This window comes from Streptomyces sp. NPDC097640, assembly GCF_040302705.1.
Taxonomy (GTDB): Bacteria; Actinomycetota; Actinomycetes; order Streptomycetales; family Streptomycetaceae; genus Streptomyces.
The window spans coordinates 20,100-37,277 of sequence record NZ_JBEOSB010000040.1 but is presented as its reverse complement, the minus strand read 5'-3'; the positions used below and the strand labels follow the sequence as shown (position 1 = coordinate 37,277).

General features: G+C 68.2%; 16 protein-coding genes and 2 pseudogenes. 10 read left to right on the top strand and 8 right to left on the bottom strand.

From position 1 onward, the window contains the following. Positions 1-208 precede the first annotated feature (208 nt). From ABTY62_RS42245 to ABTY62_RS42230, 4 genes are all read right to left on the bottom strand, one after another. Complete coding sequence (locus ABTY62_RS42245; RefSeq protein WP_352134696.1) at positions 209-427, bottom strand: DUF6207 family protein; 219 nt, start codon at positions 425-427, stop codon at positions 209-211. Between the two features lie 682 nt (positions 428-1,109). Then, entirely contained in the window at positions 1,110-1,751 is a 642-nt protein-coding gene (locus ABTY62_RS42240) for a Rid family hydrolase (RefSeq protein WP_352134695.1), read from the bottom strand. Next, the gene (locus tag ABTY62_RS42235; protein ID WP_352134694.1) at positions 1,748-3,358 is read right to left on the bottom strand and encodes a flavin monoamine oxidase family protein; all 1,611 of its coding nucleotides are present in this window, start codon (positions 3,356-3,358) and stop codon (positions 1,748-1,750) included. The genes ABTY62_RS42240 and ABTY62_RS42235 overlap by 4 nt, the downstream gene beginning before the upstream one ends. Before the next feature lie 605 nt (positions 3,359-3,963). Beyond that, positions 3,964-4,185 (bottom strand): hypothetical protein, encoded by a 222-nt coding sequence (locus tag ABTY62_RS42230; protein WP_352134693.1) that lies wholly within the window; start codon positions 4,183-4,185, stop codon positions 3,964-3,966. A gap of 354 nt (positions 4,186-4,539) precedes the next feature. Between ABTY62_RS42230 and ABTY62_RS42225 the strand changes: the two genes are divergently transcribed. From ABTY62_RS42225 to ABTY62_RS42215, 3 genes are all read left to right on the top strand, one after another. Further along, on the top strand, positions 4,540-6,090 hold the full coding sequence (locus ABTY62_RS42225) for a helix-turn-helix domain-containing protein (protein ID WP_352134692.1): 1,551 nt from the start codon (positions 4,540-4,542) through the stop codon (positions 6,088-6,090). After that, entirely contained in the window at positions 6,090-6,680 is a 591-nt protein-coding gene (locus ABTY62_RS42220; protein WP_352134691.1) for a transcriptional regulator, read from the top strand. Before ABTY62_RS42225 ends, ABTY62_RS42220 begins: the two co-directional genes overlap by 1 nt. A gap of 132 nt (positions 6,681-6,812) precedes the next feature. Further along, positions 6,813-7,193 carry a hypothetical protein gene (locus ABTY62_RS42215; RefSeq protein WP_352134690.1) on the top strand — a complete coding sequence of 127 codons (381 nt, stop codon included), beginning with the start codon at positions 6,813-6,815 and terminating at the stop codon, positions 7,191-7,193. A 242-nt stretch (positions 7,194-7,435) separates the two neighbouring features. On the opposite strand, the gene ABTY62_RS42210 is transcribed toward ABTY62_RS42215, so the two are convergent. Together ABTY62_RS42210 and ABTY62_RS42205 are read right to left on the bottom strand one after the other, a co-directional pair. Then, positions 7,436-7,858: a DUF6193 family natural product biosynthesis protein gene (locus tag ABTY62_RS42210; protein WP_352134689.1), complete on the bottom strand. Its 423-nt coding sequence runs from the start codon at positions 7,856-7,858 to the stop codon at positions 7,436-7,438. Between the two features lie 232 nt (positions 7,859-8,090). After that, the gene (locus ABTY62_RS42205; protein WP_352134688.1) at positions 8,091-8,270 is read right to left on the bottom strand and encodes a hypothetical protein; all 180 of its coding nucleotides are present in this window, start codon (positions 8,268-8,270) and stop codon (positions 8,091-8,093) included. Between the two features lie 126 nt (positions 8,271-8,396). Here ABTY62_RS42205 and ABTY62_RS42200 point away from each other — a divergent pair. Next, positions 8,397-8,861: pseudogene (locus ABTY62_RS42200) on the top strand (Tn3 family transposase); the annotation flags it as partial. 154 nt (positions 8,862-9,015) lie between these two features. On the opposite strand, the gene ABTY62_RS42195 reads toward ABTY62_RS42200, so the two are convergent. Beyond that, positions 9,016-9,615, bottom strand: coding sequence for a TetR/AcrR family transcriptional regulator (locus tag ABTY62_RS42195; protein WP_352134687.1), 600 nt, complete (start codon positions 9,613-9,615; stop codon positions 9,016-9,018). Positions 9,616-9,730: 115 nt separating this feature from the next. Between ABTY62_RS42195 and ABTY62_RS42190 the strand changes: the two genes are divergently transcribed. The 6 genes and pseudogenes from ABTY62_RS42190 (at position 9,731) to ABTY62_RS42160 (ending at position 14,952) form a co-directional block, all read left to right on the top strand. After that, on the top strand, positions 9,731-10,552 hold the full coding sequence (locus ABTY62_RS42190; protein ID WP_352134686.1) for an SDR family NAD(P)-dependent oxidoreductase: 822 nt from the start codon (positions 9,731-9,733) through the stop codon (positions 10,550-10,552). Between the two features lie 363 nt (positions 10,553-10,915). Then, positions 10,916-12,082 (top strand): IS30 family transposase, encoded by a 1,167-nt coding sequence (locus tag ABTY62_RS42185; protein WP_502997636.1) that lies wholly within the window; start codon positions 10,916-10,918, stop codon positions 12,080-12,082. 32 nt (positions 12,083-12,114) lie between these two features. Then, on the top strand, positions 12,115-12,651 hold the full coding sequence (locus tag ABTY62_RS47650) for an alpha/beta fold hydrolase (protein WP_502997630.1): 537 nt from the start codon (positions 12,115-12,117) through the stop codon (positions 12,649-12,651). Positions 12,652-12,799: 148 nt separating this feature from the next. Continuing rightward, positions 12,800-13,591 carry a carboxymuconolactone decarboxylase family protein gene (locus ABTY62_RS42170; protein ID WP_352134683.1) on the top strand — a complete coding sequence of 264 codons (792 nt, stop codon included), beginning with the start codon at positions 12,800-12,802 and terminating at the stop codon, positions 13,589-13,591. Positions 13,592-13,784: 193 nt separating this feature from the next. After that, positions 13,785-14,445, top strand: a pseudogene (locus ABTY62_RS42165) (response regulator). A 108-nt stretch (positions 14,446-14,553) separates the two neighbouring features. Then, entirely contained in the window at positions 14,554-14,952 is a 399-nt protein-coding gene (locus ABTY62_RS42160) for a hypothetical protein (protein ID WP_352134682.1), read from the top strand. Positions 14,953-16,015: 1,063 nt separating this feature from the next. Here ABTY62_RS42160 and ABTY62_RS42155 read toward each other — a convergent pair. Further along, the gene (locus ABTY62_RS42155) at positions 16,016-16,414 is read right to left on the bottom strand and encodes a helix-turn-helix transcriptional regulator (protein WP_352134681.1); all 399 of its coding nucleotides are present in this window, start codon (positions 16,412-16,414) and stop codon (positions 16,016-16,018) included. Positions 16,415-17,178 lie beyond the last annotated feature (764 nt).

Below are 17,178 nucleotides of genomic sequence, written 5' to 3'. Positions count from 1 at the left end.
GCACGGGGCGTTGGCACCGCGCAGGCCGAAAGTGCCCCACTTCGGATCGGCCATCCGCTGAGCCCGCAGCGTCCTTTGGCAGGCGGATGGGTGTTGACTCATGGCCGCGGCCGGAGAGAGCGGTGTCGGACGGGGCGGAGGTGAGCTGAACACAGATCCCGCTGTCGCTTCCACGCTTTCCGCTTGCAGACCCCTCAGCCCAAAACTTCTACACCGGGCCGCCAGTGCCGGAGCGTCGGGTGTCCGCATACAAGCGGGCCCGTACCCCTGGTTCACCGTCGAGGCGCCGCGCTGGTCCGATGCCGGATGTCGCCCATAGCTCATCCAGCCGGGACGTCACTGCCCTTACGGTGTCCTCGTCCTGGGCTGTGATGTCCAGGACAACCGGGCCTGGCTCGCAGACGTGTACCTCGTCGATGTGGTCCATGCCTTACGTGATGTTGCCGGCGCGAGGCTGGTTCACCGGCGGGATGCTCGCCACTCGTACGAGTGACATCGTGTGGGACGGGACTTACGGGCCCGGTCGGCTTCGGGGTGTGTGGCTCGGCGGCCGGCGGTCTGCCGCTGCTGATCGTGGCACGCGGCGTGCCGCTGCACAGGCTGCTTCTCAAGGAGTGTGGGTGCTGCGACGGGCACCCGAACATGAACCCCTCGGGGCAGATGGGCGGTCCGGCAGATGCAGCTGGCCGCGTGATGAGACGACGAGGTGAGATCAGACGCGCAGTGGTTCTCGCCGTTGGCGCCTGATGCTCGAAGTCGTCCCCGGCTGCATTTCCGAGGACCAGGAAGTCAACCGTCTGGCCCGCTGTGCGAGGCGATCGGCGACCCCCGACCACGGGCTGGCCGTGGTAGCCGAGAGCGTCCGCGACGACGGGGGAGGCCGGTTCCCCGAGCCGTAGAAGTACGGCGTCTCCGGTGCGGAGCACATCGTCGACGGTGAGCCGGACGACTCTGGTCAAAGGCTGTGCGTAGAGGAGCACGATGACGCTGGCGACGCGGAGGGGCATCGTTGGGGGGGGCGTCGCCCCGGCGGGGCCAACGTAGCTTCGGAGCCGGGCCCGGTCATGGGCCCGGCTCCTCGTTGCGGGTGCGCTGCGGATCTGTGCCCGTCAGCGCTTCTTGTACGCGGCGGTGACCTCGACCTCCACGATCCAGCCCTTGACAGCCAGCGACGCGACCTCCGTCGTGACGCGCGCGGGACGGGCCTTGTTGGCGACCAGTGGTGCCTTGGGGGCCGAGGTGCCCATCGGGGCCGGCACGACCTCCTTCGAGGCGAGGTCGATGTTGGCGAAGTACTGGCGGTACGCGCGGTTCCATCCCGCGTAGTCGGCGGTCTCGGCGCCCGGCGGTTTCGTCAGGTAGCACTTCATGGTGATGACGTCGGCCAGAGTCAGCCCCGCCGCCTCGAGGTTGGTCTTGATGTTGCGCAGGACGACGAGTGCCTGGGCCTCCGTGACCGTGACGCCCGTGGCTCCCTGGGTGAGGGAGGGGTCGGTGTAGAGCTCGGGTGAGCCGGCCGGCGCGGACGGGTTGAGCGCGGTCGGGGGGAGGCCGCTGCTCTGGTAGATCGCCACTTCACCGCCGGTCGCCACGCCGGTGGCGATGGCCGGGTTGGACTGGGCCTCGGGCAGCATGACGCGGACTTCTCGGGGGCCGGGCCACCAGCCCCCGCCCTCGGCGAGCGCGGTTCCGCCGGTGAGGAGCGAGGCGGTCAGGGCGGTACCGATCACAATCTTCGCACGTCGCTTCACGCCGCCATCACCCTTTCGTGGATGTCGGTGACGACCTTGCGGGCCGAGGAGAACGCGCCGTGCTGCCAGGCGATGACATGGCTGAGCCAGTCGCCGGCGAAGTAGACGTGCCCGGCTGGCTGGTTGAGCAGCTTGTACTCGGGACCGGTCTGCGAGGGCCATGAGGTCCAGCCGGCCTCGATATAGGGCGTGCGGTGCCAGGCCACGCTGAAGGAGTGATCGAGTTCGGTGCGGTACTTGTCGCCGTGGATCTTCACGCCCCGGCTCACCGCCCGCGCAAGGCGCTGGGCGTGCGGCAGATCGCCGTACGCGACGGCGTTGTCACCGAAGTTGTAGTAGCCGATGAGCGTGCCGCGGGGGCCCTGGTAGCCGTACGACGGGTACCAGATGGTGGACAGGTCCATGTCGGTCGGCGTGATGCCGCCGTAGATGTGCTCGTCCGTCTCCCACCAGCGGCTGCGGTACTCAAGCCCGATCTTGCCGACGGGGGTCGGGACGGGGTACTTCAGCGCCGCGGTGACCTCGGCCCCCAGGTTGTGCTTGAGGCGGGCCATGACCATCGGCGGCATCGCCGCGACGACGAAGTCGGCGCGCTGGGTGCGGGTACGGCCGCTGGCGTCCTTGTACGTGACGTCGGCACCGTCCGGCAGGTCCTTGACCTCCAGCGCCTTGGCGCCGTAGGTGATGCGGTTCTGGCCGATCGCCTTGGCCAAGGCGTACGGGATCGCGTCCATACCTCCCACCGGCTGGAACATCAGCATGGCCTGGTCGTAGCCGAATTCGAAGGCGAAGCGCTGCCCCACGCCGCTGGCGATGACGTCCGACAGCGACGGCACCGCGCCCAGGACCGTGCCCTTCTGGAAGGCCGCGCCCGGCTCGACGGAGTAACCGCGCCGGTCGGTGCCGGTGTAGGCGTAGCCGTCGGCCTTGCCCGTGATGGCGCCGAAGCTCTGCAGGAACGCGATCAGCCCTTCCTTGTCCTGCGCGGTGAGCCGCGCGTCGAGCGCGCCCTGGTCGGTGGCCTTGGCGAGCAGCTCGGAGACGTATCCGTAGACGTCGGCCTTCGCCGTACGCCAGCGCATGGGCTTGCCCGAGAGGGCGTCACTGCTCCCGTTGTAGATGTACGCGTTGGCGTTCTGGTTGGTGAACACCTGCAGCTCGACGCCGAGTTCGCGGCAGTACTCGAGAGTGATGTGAGACTGCGGCAGCCGGGCCGGGCCAGCGTTCATGTACTGGCCCTTGGTGAACGACGCCGTCTGCGTGCGCCCGTCGAGGTCGGTCAGCGTCGTGCCCCCACGGACCGTCCAGTTGCGGCCCCCGGGGCGGTCCTTCGCCTCCAGGATCCGGCAGTCGTAGCCGGCCTTGCCCAGCTCGTACGCCGTCGCCAGGCCGGCTATGCCGCCGCCGAGCACGAGCACCTTCTTTCCGCCGCGCCCGGTGAGCGCGAAGTCGCTTCGCTGGGGCGCCCGGTAAGCATCCGCCCGTACGTCCGGCACCGGGGCGAGCCCGAGTGCGCCCATCGCCGAGTACAGCACTCCGGCGCCACCCGCGACGCCGACGGATCTCAAGAAGTCACGGCGGGATGCCGGCGATTGCTCTGCAACCATCAATTCCTCCTCATCCGCACCCCCGGGGCACACGCCGGCCGGGGAGCGGTCGTTCGGTCCACCTGGTCGCTGGGGGGTGCGAGTCACTGAGGAGACCGGTGGTGTGCGCCATGAGCCTCCGCCAGACCTGTTACAGCGCCATGCCACTGAAGTAACCGGTCCGAGCCGTGCGCTGCGGAACAGGAGGAAGGAGCCGGCGCGGTCCCGTCCTGGGCCGGGGCAGTCCTTCCCCCACTGGGCCGGCCCTTGTGCGTCTCGACAGCCGTACACTCGCCGAAAAGGACCCGCTGGTCGTCCCGCGAAGTGACGGTGAAGCGCACCGGCACCGTGTCCGCGCCGGGTGCGTCGCTGTACCGGTGTGGCTGTGTGCACGTCTCCGGCTCGTCGATGGGCGCGCGTTCCCGCAGCCGCAGGGGTTTCGCAGGGCGCGCGCGGAGCGGCAGCGATCGGGGTGGGTGTGCCCGGCGCCAGGGGAAACATCAATTCGTCGGCGATGGCATGCCGCTGTGCGGTCGGCCCTGCGCACGATGATGGCGCTATCTGGAAACGTTTCTGTCAGCGATCTCGTGAAAGCCAAGGTCAGGGCCGTGTGAGGATGCGTGTTCTCAGGAGCTCGAAGGACGCACGGCCGTACATGCCTTGAGGAGCTTGACTCTGCAGACATGGCCTGCGACGACGCCGGAGCTGTAGGCAAGGGTGAGGCCGACGGTGATGGCGTCGAAGTCCTGTCGGAGGAAGCTGGCGAAGGACCGGATCGGTGCCTGGTCACACTGTTCCGCCTGGCGGATCCACTCGCCGAGCAGGTGGCCGCGGCGAAATCGGGCCATGTCAGTGAAGGCGCACTACGAGGTGAGATCAGACGCGCAGTAGTTCTCGCCGTTGGCGCCTGATACTCGAAGTCGTCCCCGGTGCATTTCCGAGGACCAGGAAGCCAACCGTCTGTCCCGCTGTGCGAGGAGATCGGCGCCCCCGACCACGGGCTGGTTGTCCGCCGACTACGCGTCGGCGACCGCCGTGCCCTGCCCGGCATCGTCCTCTGGTCCCTGTCGGGCTCCAGGCTCGTCGGCCTGTGCCCGGGATGACAATCACTCCGGGGTGATGCCATCAGATCATGCAAATGAGCGCCTAATGCATGCCTAAGTAATTTCCAGCCTATGCCTAGGTGGATGTACTCTTGAGGTATGAGTGGTGAGCAGTTCGACAGTGTGGAGGCGTTGTTGGAGGAGGCGCGGCTGACGGCGCGTATGCCGGAGCCGGCCGAGCGTCTGCGGCTGCGGCAGGCCGCCGGTCTCTCCCGTGCCCAGGTGGCGGCGGCGGTGGGTGTCGGTCGGCAGACGGTCGCCAACTGGGAGGACGGAACCACCGACCCGCAGCCGCCGGGGCGCTTTAAGTACCTGCGGCTGCTGGAGGGCCTGGCCCAGATCCACCCCGCCGCCGCCCCGGCCCAAGGGCCCGCCGAGACGGCCGCACGGAGCGGCTCCCCGGTCGCAGGGGCCGCTGGTCCCGAGACCGCGTGGGGCCCCGACGGGCTGGCCGTCCAGGGCGAGCCCGCCGCCTGCCTCCGCTGCGGCGTCACGACGCCCTACAAGGCCACCGACGGCCGTTCCCTGCACCCCGGTGCCATGTGCCAGCGCCCCGCCGCAGTGGCGCCCCAGGCCGCCACCACGCCCGCGCCCGCCCCTGTCAGCGCGCCCTCACCGGCTCCGGCGCCGGTTCCCTCGCGACCGCAGCGCCGGGCGAAGTCCGCGGCCCGCGCCCAAGTGGAGACCACCAGCCTCATCGGCCAAGCCGTCCACGAAGAGCTGGAACGCGCTCAAGGTGACACCGACGCCGCGGTGAAGGCCCTGGTCAAGCGCGCCATCCCCGACGTCATGCGCCTGTTCGACGAAACCCGCGCCACCGCCCGCTACACCTACACCGCCTACCCGGCCCTGCCCGACATCCTCACGAAGCCCTCGAAGAAGGAGCCGGACCAGATCTGGGAGGCCCGCCCCAACTTCCACCACCCCCACTACTCCCTCAAAAGCGCCGGGAGCGTCGCGGTCACCGCCCTGGACGTCAACGCCGCCTACCTCTCCGCCCTCAAAACGTGGCTCCCGATCGGGAAGCTGGAGCACTCCACCGGCGCGGACGGCGTGGACCCTAAACGCTCCGGAGTCCACCTGATCACTCTCTCACCCTGGCACCACTCCCACCTCCCTGACCCCCTCGGCGACCGCGACCAGCCCGGCCCGCTATGGGTCACCAATGCCACCCTGCGCCTCCTGCTGCGCCTCTCTACGCCGAAATACGCCCTGCTCGATCCGCCGGTGGTGCACGAATCGTGGACGTCCGGCGCGACCGAGAATTTCTTGGACGCCCTGCGGAAGACGCTCACCGCCGCACGGGAGACGGCCATCTTGGAGGGCGACACCATCACCCTCGAGTACATCAAGGCGATGTACTCGAAGTTCATCTCCACGATGGGCGAGTCGATCCACAACCGCGAAATCGTGCGCCCGGACTGGATGCACATCATCCACAGTCAGGCGTACGCCAATCTCTGGGGCAAGGCATACAAGGCCCACCAGGCCGGCCTGGACGTCATCGCCATGATGGGCACGGACGAACTGCACGTCACCGGCGACTGGCGGCAGGTCTTCCCCGAGGGACGGGGCGTCGCTCAGATGAAGATCAAGCACAGCGACGCCAAGGCGTCCGGTGAGTACACCATCGGCACGGCGGCCCGCTGATGGCCGGCACCAGCGGCCGGTGGAGGGACCTGGGCGCCTTCCGCGCCCGAGGCGTCCACGGGGGAGTGGCCCTGGCCGAAGGCATCGACCGAATGGTCACCGGCATCGAGTCCCCCGTCGACTCCGAGCGCGGTCTGGCCGCTCGCCTGCGCTACGTCACCGCCAGCGACGCTGGCTACGAGGCCATGGACCGCGCGGGCATCCACGTCAGACCCCGCACCCTCGTTGCCTGGCTGACCGGGGAACAGAGCCCCAGCAAGGCCAACCTCTCCCGCCTGGACGCCGCGTACTGGGACCTGCGCCGCTGCAACGTGGTCGCCGACCTCAAACGCCGGCTGAACAACCGTGGCCGCGGAACCCGCATCGAGATCGACCCCGTCGACCAGTCCCACGTCCAACACAGACACCAGCGCGACCTGCAGACCCGCAACATCAACGTACGCGGCGCCGTATGGGACCGCGCCGTCGACGCCTGGATCGACCAAGACACGCAGGAACTCGAAGCCATCTGGGACGACATCATCCAAAGCACCCTCGGCACCGACTGGGACGCCTACACCTACATCTCCTCCATCGGCTGGGCCGCCTGAAAGCCCTCACACGAAGGGCGCGCAGCTACCGAAATGAGCCGAAGCACGATAGGTGTCACGGAGGCAGGTCTGCTGTCACCAAGGCGGACGGCGGGCGCGGAGCGAGGTACCGGGCAGGGGTAGCGTTCCGGTATGACGTCAGCGCCGCCCCGGTTCCCTCCGCATCCGATCCGTGGCGTACGGGTTCTGCATCAGAAGCAGAACTGCGCGCCGCATTTCGCGGAGATAGAGGTGGATTTCGAGCCCGCCGTTGAGGGCTTCGCTTTCGAGGTTGCTCAAGAGCTGACGGTGGACTATGAACCCGCCGAGGCTCTGTCACGCTTCTTCGCGGCTGCTGCCGTGGGGATCGAGGAGCAGTTGAGCTTGCCCGAGCATGGAGTCGTGATCGCCGTTCGGGTGGTGCTGCGGCGCGCCCGCGCCGATACGTTCGGCTCTCACGAACTGGCGTTCAAGATCGCGGGCTACCTCGCCGCGCGCAAGGCGTTGGAACGTACGGGGTGCCCGCGCCTCTGAGTGCTGCCCCCTGGCGACGAGGTAGCGGAATCCTCACACTCAGCCGGACCTCGAGTGACACCAAGCGTGCCGTCCCGGGCGAGGTGACAAGTAGCGCGCCGAGTTGGTGACAACTACCGTGCTTCGACCAGGTGAAATCCCAGGTCGGTACCGAACTGGGTGACGGTTTTCGTGCTTCGGCACAACCTCTGAGCCCGGACACGGTAGTTGGAACCTGGCCACGATGGGTGGAACTGGTGAGGTCAGCTCGTGGAGTGGTCGGTGTCCGGAGGCTCGGGCGCGGCCGACGGGGCTGTGGCATCGTGGATGGCGAGTTCTTCTGGGGTGCCGACGAAGGCAGGTCTGCAGCCGAGAGGGAGGCGTTCGACCACCATCGTGACGGCCTGCGCCGGCGTCGCCGCTGGGCCCACGGACTCGCTGCGCAGAGGGCCGGAGACCCAGTATTCGCCTTCTGCTGCGGGCTGGATGTAGGGAATGTCCCATGTCCAACGCTGCTCTGTGCAGCGGCTGAAGTGCAGCTCTCCCATTCCTGTCCATGGAAACAACTGGCGCAGGCGTGGTTCGGCGTAGGCTGCTTCGAGCAGTTCCGGGCGGACCCGCCCGTCGGCGCGGACCTTCTGCCAACCTGCTTCGACGAGGGTGTGACTCGAGGGTGTGGTGTCCATAGCGGCACATCATCCCCGTCGTTGGCCGAACCTGGTTCCAACAAGAATGAAAATGGGCCGCAGGTTCCAGGAAGCGTGACCGTGTGGTTCCAACCAGCGTGTCCCGCGCGGCTCGAATCACCAGGTCACCAGCCGGTCCGGGTTCCAACTACCGCGTCCCGTCACAACCTCTTCGCCACATGCTTGTAGCTGGGCTCGTGCTGTCAGTGCGGCCCCTGTCCGGCGTCCTCGGTCATCCGGCGGTCTGCCCGTGGATCCTGGCCTCGGCCGCCGCGTGTGCGTGGATGGCGGCCACCTCGATGGCGATGGCACGTCCCTCAGCCCGCTTCTCCACCTGCTTCGCGTGGGCTTCCAACTCGCTCAGGCGTGCGGCGCGTGCAGGGATGGCTGCGTAGGTTTCAGGCAAGAGCACTTGTCGGTGGGTTTCGGCATCGCGCCGTGACCGAAGAGCGCGTGACTGTTAGTGAGAAGTAAGAGCACCCCCGGGTGGCGGGGGCTCGATTGTGCGTGCGGAGCCAGCTGCGTGCTCTCCCGCGGCGGCAAGCCGACTGGGCTCGGCGACGCGTTCGCCCACTACGGACGGATCTTCAAAACCCTGCACCTGCTCCAGTTCGTCTCCGACGAGGGATACCGGCGGATGATCGGTGCCCAGCTCAACGTCACCGAGGCCCGCCACCGCCTCGCCCGGAAGATTTTCTTCGGGCAGCGCGGCGAGCTGCGCCAGCACTACCGTGAGGGCATGGAGGACCAGCTCGGCGCGCTCGGCCTAGCCCTGAACGCCGTCGTGCTCTTCAACAGCCTCGACATCGACGCCGCCGTCAAGCAACTCGCCGCCGACGGCTTCCCCGTGGCCGACGAACTGCTCGCCCGGCTCTCCCCACTCCAGTACGACCACATCAACTTCCTCGGCCGCTACGCCTTCACGCGCCCGCCGGCGCCGGGCCTGCGGCAACTGCGCGACCCGCACACGGATGACGAGACGGACGACGCCGAGGACGGATAGTCGCAGGCCCGTGCGATCAAAGGCGGTCCGGTCCCGGAGTCACCACCTACGCCTCCGGGCTGGAACGCTTGATGATGGGCGTTCAGGGGTCAGGAGCCGACCGGGCCGAGCTCTGTGGGTGTGGATTCACTCCTGTTCAGCCTGTTCAGCCTGTTCAGGGGCCGAAAGCTCTGAGGGTCGCGTCGACGAGTGAGTCGGCGTATGCGGCGGTCAGCGGACCGCTGCGGTGCAGCCACCGCTGGAAGAGGGGGGCGTAGAGCACTTCGAGGACCAGGTCGAGGTCGGCGTCGGCGTCGAGCTGGCCGACTTCCTGGGCGCTGCGCAAGCGTGCTTTCTTCGCTTCGTCCAGCGGCTGGGACAGCTTCTCGCGGTACTCGGCCGCCAGCGCGGCATCATTGGCGATCTCGGTGTTGAGGGCCCGGATCAGCCTGTCGAAGGACGGGTCGGCGAACTCCTGTGCCGTGGCACGCATGACGAGCTTGAGGTCGGCCTCAAGATCGCCCGTGTCCGGCAGCGCGACCGACTGCCCGTCCGCATCCTCACTCAGAGCCAGAAGGGCGGCGAAGACGACCGCGCTCTTCGACGGCCACCGCCGATAGATCGTCTGCTTGCCGACGCCGGCTCGGGCTGCGATGGCTTCGACCGTGACCTTCTCGTACGCCTCCTCTGCGACCAGGGCGCGCGTGGCCGCGAGGATTGCCTGCCGGGATCGTTCCTTGCGCCGGGAGTGGTCCGGCCCCTTCTCGTTGGACATGCGTCCAGCCTATCCCCGTAGAGAAACGAGACGATCCGTATTGATAAAACCAGGAGCGATGCCCTAGGCTAAAGAAATCGATACGCACCGTTTCGTTTACTGAGAGTGAGATATTGTGGCGAACGCAAGAGTCTGGCTCATCACCGGCGCATCCCGCGGCCTGGGCAGGGCTTTCGCCGAGGCCGCCTTGGCGGGCGGCGACCGCGTAGTGGCTGCCGCCCGCAACGTCGAGCCCCTGGAGGAACTGACCGAGAAGTACCCCGAACACCTGGTCCCGCTTGCGTTGGATGTCACCGACCGCCGGGCCGTGTTCGACGGGGTAGAGCGGGCGGCAGCCGCGTTCGGCAGGCTGGACGTCGTAGTCAACAACGCCGGCGGAATGCTCTACGGCATGGTGGAGGAAGCCACGGAGGAGCAGATCCGAGCGCATATGGATGTGAACTTCTTCGGCGCTGTGTGGGTGGCTCAGGCGGTCCTTCCTCATTTGCGCGCCCAGGACGGGGGACGGCTCCTCCAGGTCACCTCGATGGGCAGCGGCGGCGGCATGGCCACCGTCGGCTTCTACGGCGCAGGCAAGGCCGCGCTGGACTCGGTCAGCGAGGCACTGGCGATGGAGGTCGAGGGGTTCGGCATCAAGGTCACTATCGTGCAGATGGGCGGCTACAACACCAGCCTGTTCACCACCGGCACCACGACCACCGAACCCCTGGCGCAGTATCAGCCCCTGCGCACCGAGATGGAGGCGATGTGGGGCGACGCCGTCGCCCCGGAGCCGGGCACCGCTGCCCCGGTCATCATGGAGCTGGCCGCACTGCCGGACCCGCCCCGACGGCTGATTGTCGGCAGCCAGTCCTTTGATCACGTCTTGGAGATGGGCCAGGCCCGAGCGGATCTGTACCGGTCCTGGGAGCACCTCAGCCGTATCGCCCGGGGCTGACCGGGTCCCGCGCCGCGACAGTCCCGCCCCCGTCCCGCTGCGCAGTCGCCGGGACGGGGGCGGGTCGAGAAGCACGCGGTACCGACAGGGGGCCGCAGGAGTCGACCGCAGGTCAGGCTGTCTCGCCGGTCTGGGAGATGCTGTTCGGCCGCGCAGGGGTCGAACGCCCATGCAACGGGTCTGCTGGCCTGACCGGGTGTCACAAGGCCTCGCCGCACGGTCCACGCCGACCGACGGAACGTCACCGAGTTCAACGACCGCCCCGGCCCGGCACGGATGCCGCCTCACTCTGTCGGCAAACGATGGCACCCTCAAGTGATCAACGCACCACCCACAGATGATCATGTGATCGTGGAGGCACAGGTGCGTGACTACGGGTTTTCACCAGTTCAGCAGGACGAGATCTGGAGACGCTGGCGCGAGGGGCAGTCGTTCAGCTTGATCGGGCGGGCACTCGGGGCACCGATGCAGCACGCCCGTCGCTTCCTGTACCAGAGCGGCGGCGTCCGCCTCACCCCGCAGCAGCGATCAGAGCGGCATCTGAGCGGCGGCGAGCGCGAGGAGATATCCCGCGGCATCGCTGCCGGAGAATCGGCCCGGCAGCTGGCCAAGCGGCTGGGCCGATCCCCTTCGACCGTCTCCCGTGAGATCGCCCACAACGGCGGCCGGGACCGCTACCGAGCCGCGTCGGCCGATGCGGCCGCCTACGAGCGCGGGCGCCGCCCCAAGCAGGCCAAGCTCGCCCAACGTCCCGCTCTACGCGCCCTGGTGGAGGCCAAGCTGGCTCTGTGCTGGTCACCCGAACAGATCGCAGGATGGCTGCGGCGGCAGTTTCCTGGTGACGCCTCCATGCAGATCTCGCACGAAGCGATCTACCTCTCGCTCTACGACCCTCGCCGACGTCAGGCGATCGACCGCATCCTCACCCAGCGGCTGCGGTCAGGCAGGCCCATGCGTCGTCCGAAGATCGCCCGCCGGCCCACCGGGCGGGGCATCATCCGCGGCATGGTGTCCATCACCGCCCGTCCCGCCGAGGCCGAGGACCGCAAGGTTCCCGGCCACTGGGAGGGCGACCTCGTGATGGGCACCCGGCCCTCGGCCGTCGCCACGCTCGTCGAGCGCACCAGCCGCTACACGGCCATCGTCGCGCTGCCCGACGGCATCAAGGCTGAGCAGGTCACTCCGCACCTCACCCGGAGCCTCTTCGGCATCCCGCCCCAGCTACGGCGAACGCTCACCTGGGACCGGGGCCGGGAGATGGCCGAGCACCAGGCCATCACCGCCGAGACCGGGATGCCGATCTACCTCTGCAAGCCGCGCAGCCCGTGGCAGCGCGGCACCAACGAGAACACCAACCGGCTGCTTCGGCAGTACCTGCCCAAGGGCACGGACCTCCGCACGTTCAGTCAGGCCGACCTGCACGCCATTGCCCACGAGCTCAACCATCGCCCACGCAAGATTCATGGCTATCGCACTCCGGCAGAGGTCTACGCTGGCCTCCTGAACAGCGTTGATGCGCTGACCGCTTGAACTCGCCATCGTTTGCCGACAGAGAGTGAGGGGTGGCGGTCTCAGGCCGCGCGCAGGCAGAAGGGATGTCCGGCCGGGCTGGCGTAGACGCGGCTGACGGTGCGGGTTTCCGAAGTGATCTCCTCGGTGGGCCGCAGTCGGGTGGCGCCGGCTGGTCGCTGGCTCCGGACATCAACAGCAACCAGGTGATGCCGTCCTGGACGTACGGATTGATGGCACCGCAGAGCCCGTTGCCCGCACGCAAGGAGGTCTGGTGGCTGTACAGCCAGGGCGGGCCAGGCATCTACCGGGGTGAAACCCACTTCTACAGCGGGCTCGACCTGCGTGGACGCGAGCAAGAGATCGACACCATGGTCTGCCCCGTCCACCTGTACACGGGCGAGTACGACTATGCGTGCAGCGCCGAGGAAACCGAGGAGACGATCGCCCGGATTCCCGGAGCAAAGGGCGGCCGCATGCCCGGGATTGGGCACTTCCCGATGGCAGAGAACTCCCCGCTGTGCAAGGAGTACCTGTGGCCCGCCCTCCGTGAGCTCCAAGCGCTCAACGAGGGTGCCCGGGCCCGCTAGGCGGCATAGCAGAACACGGCGCCCAGGGTTCTAGCCGGACGGCCTCCGGGTGGGCGGCCGAGCTCCAGACCATACGACCACCGCCTCGAGCCCCCGCCCGTGTGGGGGCGGTACAGGCACAACTCCCCTTCCGAGAAAGGCATGCCCTATGACCACGGACGCACAGGCATATATCGACGACATGGCTCGTAAGCGCGGCTACGTGCTTAATTACCACAAGGTCATGGCTAAGCAGGATTTCCACGTTCTGCAGGCTGCCAACGGGCTGGTCTCGGCGGCGTACCTCAACCAGCGCACGCTGGACCGTAGGACCAAGGAACTCATTTTCATCGTCAGCCTTACGGTCATGCGGGCGTCCAAGAGACACATTCAGAGCCACATCCGGGTCGCACTCGACCTTGGGCTCACGCCGCAGGAGATCCTTGAAGCCATCGAGATCTCCCTCCCCGAAGCCGGAGTCGTCGCCTTCCAGACCGGATTCGAGGCGTGGCGCGAGGTGGTGGGCGCAGATGGCCTGGAGCCGTCCGTGGCGGTCCACGAGGGCGGCAACGGCCAAGCCCATAAGTGCTTCGGGCGAAGCGCCCTGCGACGGCGCCCATCGGTCCACGCATCCCCAGTAGAGCACCTGCCCGTCAGGACATTTCGGCAGAAGCCGCTGCCGCCGGGCAGACGGCCGTTACGACCAGACCACCGAGCTCGAGGTAGAGCCCCAGGTCTTCGACCGAGGATGCAACGTCGCCTCCGCCTTGCCACTGATAGTCAGAGATCTACGAGCTCGCCAGGCACGCGGGGGCCGGTGCCGCGGCGGACGTCCTCGTCACCTACGGCCCGGCCGAGATCCGCGTCGAGATCCGCGACGACGGATGCGGGCGGCTGTCGGCCGCGGACGACGGCGGTGGACCCCAAGGTGCCGACGGGGCCATCGGCGCAGGCGACATGAGCAGCGGCGGCGGCAACGGCCTGCGCGGAATGCGGGAACGCGCCAGGCTGCTCGGCGGGAGTCTCACGGCGGGGCCGGGTCCGCACGGCGGTTTCGTCGTACTTGCGGCCCTTCCGATCCACGGGCCCGGCCCGGCGCACGCACCTCGCGATGGCGTGGGCGTTCCCGAACCCGACCTCCAGGACCAGGGCAAATGATCAATATCCTGCTCGTCGACGACCAGGCGCTGGTCCGGACCGGCTTCCGGCTGATCCTTGAACGGGCGCCCGACATGCGGGTGGTCGGCGAGGCCGGCGACGGCGCGCAGGCCGTCGCCATGACCATCGAACTGCGGCCGGACGTCGTGCTGATGGACATCCGCATGCCCGAGGTCGACGGAGTCGAAGCGACCCGCCGGATCTGCCGGGCCGTGGCCGCGGCGCGGACCCGCGTGCTGGTCCTGACCACCTTCGACCTGGACGAGTACGTCTACTCCGCACTTCTCGTCGGCGCCAGCGGGTTCCTGCTCAAGGACACCCTCGCGCCTGAACTGCTCTCGGCCGTCCGGGCTGTGGCCCGCGGCGACGCGGTCGCGGCACCCAGCGTGACCCGCCGGCTCCTGGAGCGGTACGTGGCGACCGCGCCCGCGCGGACCGAACCCCCTGACCGAGCGCGAGACCGAAGTGCTCGTGCTCATCGCCCGCGGTCTGTCCAACGCGGAGATCGGCGGCCGCCTCCACCTGACCTAAGGCACCGTCAAGACCCATGTCAGCCGGGTACTGGCCAAGCTGGGGCTGCGCGACCGCGTCCAGGCCGTCGTCCACGCCTACGAGCCCGGGCTGGTCCGGCCCGGTGACACCGGGTCCCCCGCCTGACTCGGCACACGGGGCGAGGGGTGACCGTGACCGGCAGCGGCAGGCCGCGTGTGTCGACCACCAGACACGGTCGAACAGCCCCGGAAACGACAAGGATCCCGACCGATCATGAAGATCGGCGGGATCTCGTCAACCGCTCCCGAGCTGACTCAAGAACAGCCGTGTGCTGAGCTGACTCAAGAACGGCCGTTCCTCGACCTCGTCACGATCAATCGGCAGATTATTGCCGCCGGAGCCGTATCGGTGGGTCAGCTTCTGGCACGACGCGCACGGTCCGACCTGTTCCACGGCGCAGCCCAGCTGCGCGGCGGCGGTCAGCCGGTCCTGCTCCGCGCCGGGGCGTGGAGCCGGTGGTGGCCCGTGCGGGGCCGTTGTGGCGGGCACGCGCTGCTGTGGCGGTGGGGTGGGGACGGTCGGGCCGGGAAGCCGGTGCTGGTGTCGGTGGTGCCGGGAGCGGGGTGTGCCGGGCTCGGGAAGGGGCGGGCGGTGGTGGTTGGGCGAGTGTGATACCAGCGGGCAGGATGGCGCCGGTGTCCCGCGGGATGCTGCCGCGTTCCTCGTTCTCCTCTTGCCGTTGCTGGTAGGAACAGGCGCGGCTCAGGGGAAGACGAGCTGGTTCGGCGTGGTCCTGGTCGTCGACGTTCCCGGGTTGGGGTTCGGCCAGGTCGTCGTTGGTGGCGTCCAGGTACTGGTCGTGGTCCCGCGCGGTGACCCACAGGTGCGATGCCCGGCGGCCGCGCTGGGCGGGCACGTAGAGAGGCACGTACTCCTGGGCCGCGGTCGCGGCGATGAGCCGGTCGAGCTGCATGCCGAGCGTGGGTGCCCAGGCGCCGTGCCACCGGTTGCAGCGTCCGTAGCCGCGATCCGGGCAGGGCAGGGGATGGCGCTACGACCGAACACTCACCCGGAGGAGCCCTCATCTGGTACCGGTGTCCAAGCCTCAGCCCGCTCCGCCTGCCGATGGGCTTTGCGCACTCAGCCATGACTGGGAGCGCAAAGCCCCGTGGCTCGTTCGCCCAGTTCAGAAACCGGTGCCGCGCTCTCGTGGGCGCTCAACACGACGTCTAGTTTGCGGCTGGTGTCTGGGCTGGGATTCCGGGGCAAAGACAGGCAGGCAACCTCAGGCTTCCAGGATGCTTGCGAAGAGCACTCGGCCAAAGGGGCAGTAGACGTTGACCTGGCCGCGGCCTGTCATGACGTCGCTGGTCGCCCAGCTTACGTCGCAAGTAATCGACACCTGCCAGTGGTAGCTGCCAGGGGCGGTGCACTGCCCCCGGGCATTGGTGAGGTTCTTGACCACGCTGCAGCCTGAGGGCAGAGACTGGGCTGACTCTTGCGCGGCTTGAGCAGGTACGGCGCTCAGGGCACCGAATGCCAGTGATGACCCCAGTGCGACGGCTGCCAGTGTCCGACGTATGCGCATCGTTTCCCCCAACTACGTGATCCAAATCGTGTGGCTGCCTGGTGGAGGCAGATAGCTCGAGGTTGCTGGCTACGGAATTTAGAATGTCAGGGGCGACGGTTGCCGCAGTTGTCGTTCCGCGCAGGGTTGTTGCCGATTCGCGCACGCCTAGGGCGGCGGGTCCCTGTAGTTCCGCGGCGGTATCTCGTAGACGCCCCGGAACAAGCGGCTGAAGTGCGTCGGGTTGGTGAAGCCCCAGCGTTCCGCGATGCCCTGGATCAGGCGGGCGCTCAGGCGGGGATTGGCCAGGTCGAGTCGGCAGCGTTCCAGACGGCGGTGGCGTATCCACGCAGCTGGCGACGTGTCGTCCTCGGCGAGCAGCTGCTGGAGATGGCGCAGCGAGATGTGGTGAGCGTCCGCGATCGTCAGGGCCTTCTGCGCCGGGACGGGCCCGAGGGCGAGCGGGCACCGCGAGGACTGCGGCTGAACCCTCCTGTGACGTGGTCGGCTTGATGATGACGCCCTGCGCGCCGGGCATAGGGGAGGGGGGCGGATCTCGTCGTCCACCCGTCTGCAGGGCTGCACCTCACCCGCCCTCGCCCCAGCCGCCCCTGGCGACGATGCGGAAGTTGATCGAGACGTGGTGGATGACGGCTGCCGAAGGAGGATGGGCTTTGTGGTGCATCGGGGACATGTGATCTCTCTGTTGTCCTAGGGTTGGCGCCTGTCCCGGTGCCGTTCTGGTGCCAGGTCTCGTGCTTACTGGGTGGAGTTGGATCATGCGTATGCCGTGGTGGCCGGTTCGGAGCAGTTCTTCTCCGGTGCCGCGCATACCATTGCGGACCAGGCTCAGGGAGGCGGGCGCGCCGCTCGCCGTGCGTGCGTTTCGGGTGCACTTCACGGCTCGGATGTGCGGCTCTCATACGGCCAGCACCGACAAGATCGTCGGAGGAGACCTGTGGGGAACTGCGACGAAGCTGTCTGCATCAGCGCCCAGCCGATCAGCCTAACTGCCAGCGTGGATGACTACGGTGAAGTTACGACACGGCTTCTCACCGTCGGCGGCCGGCCAGCCGGAGTGCTCGCGACGCGAGTTCCCTTGCACCATCTGATACATCCCGGCCCTGAAAACGGCCCTGTCCGCGCAGGTCAGGCCTGTGGTGAACGTCCCGGCTTCTCTCCTACGCCGTCTGCTGATGAACGGATGGGGGAGCGGGATGGGGCGGCTTGCTCGGGAACGGGGCACCGCTGCGCCCGGCGAGCTGGCCGTGCCCGGCCGGGACGACGGCGCCCGGCTGATCGGCCAGGCGCGCCGGTAGGCGCTCGAGCGC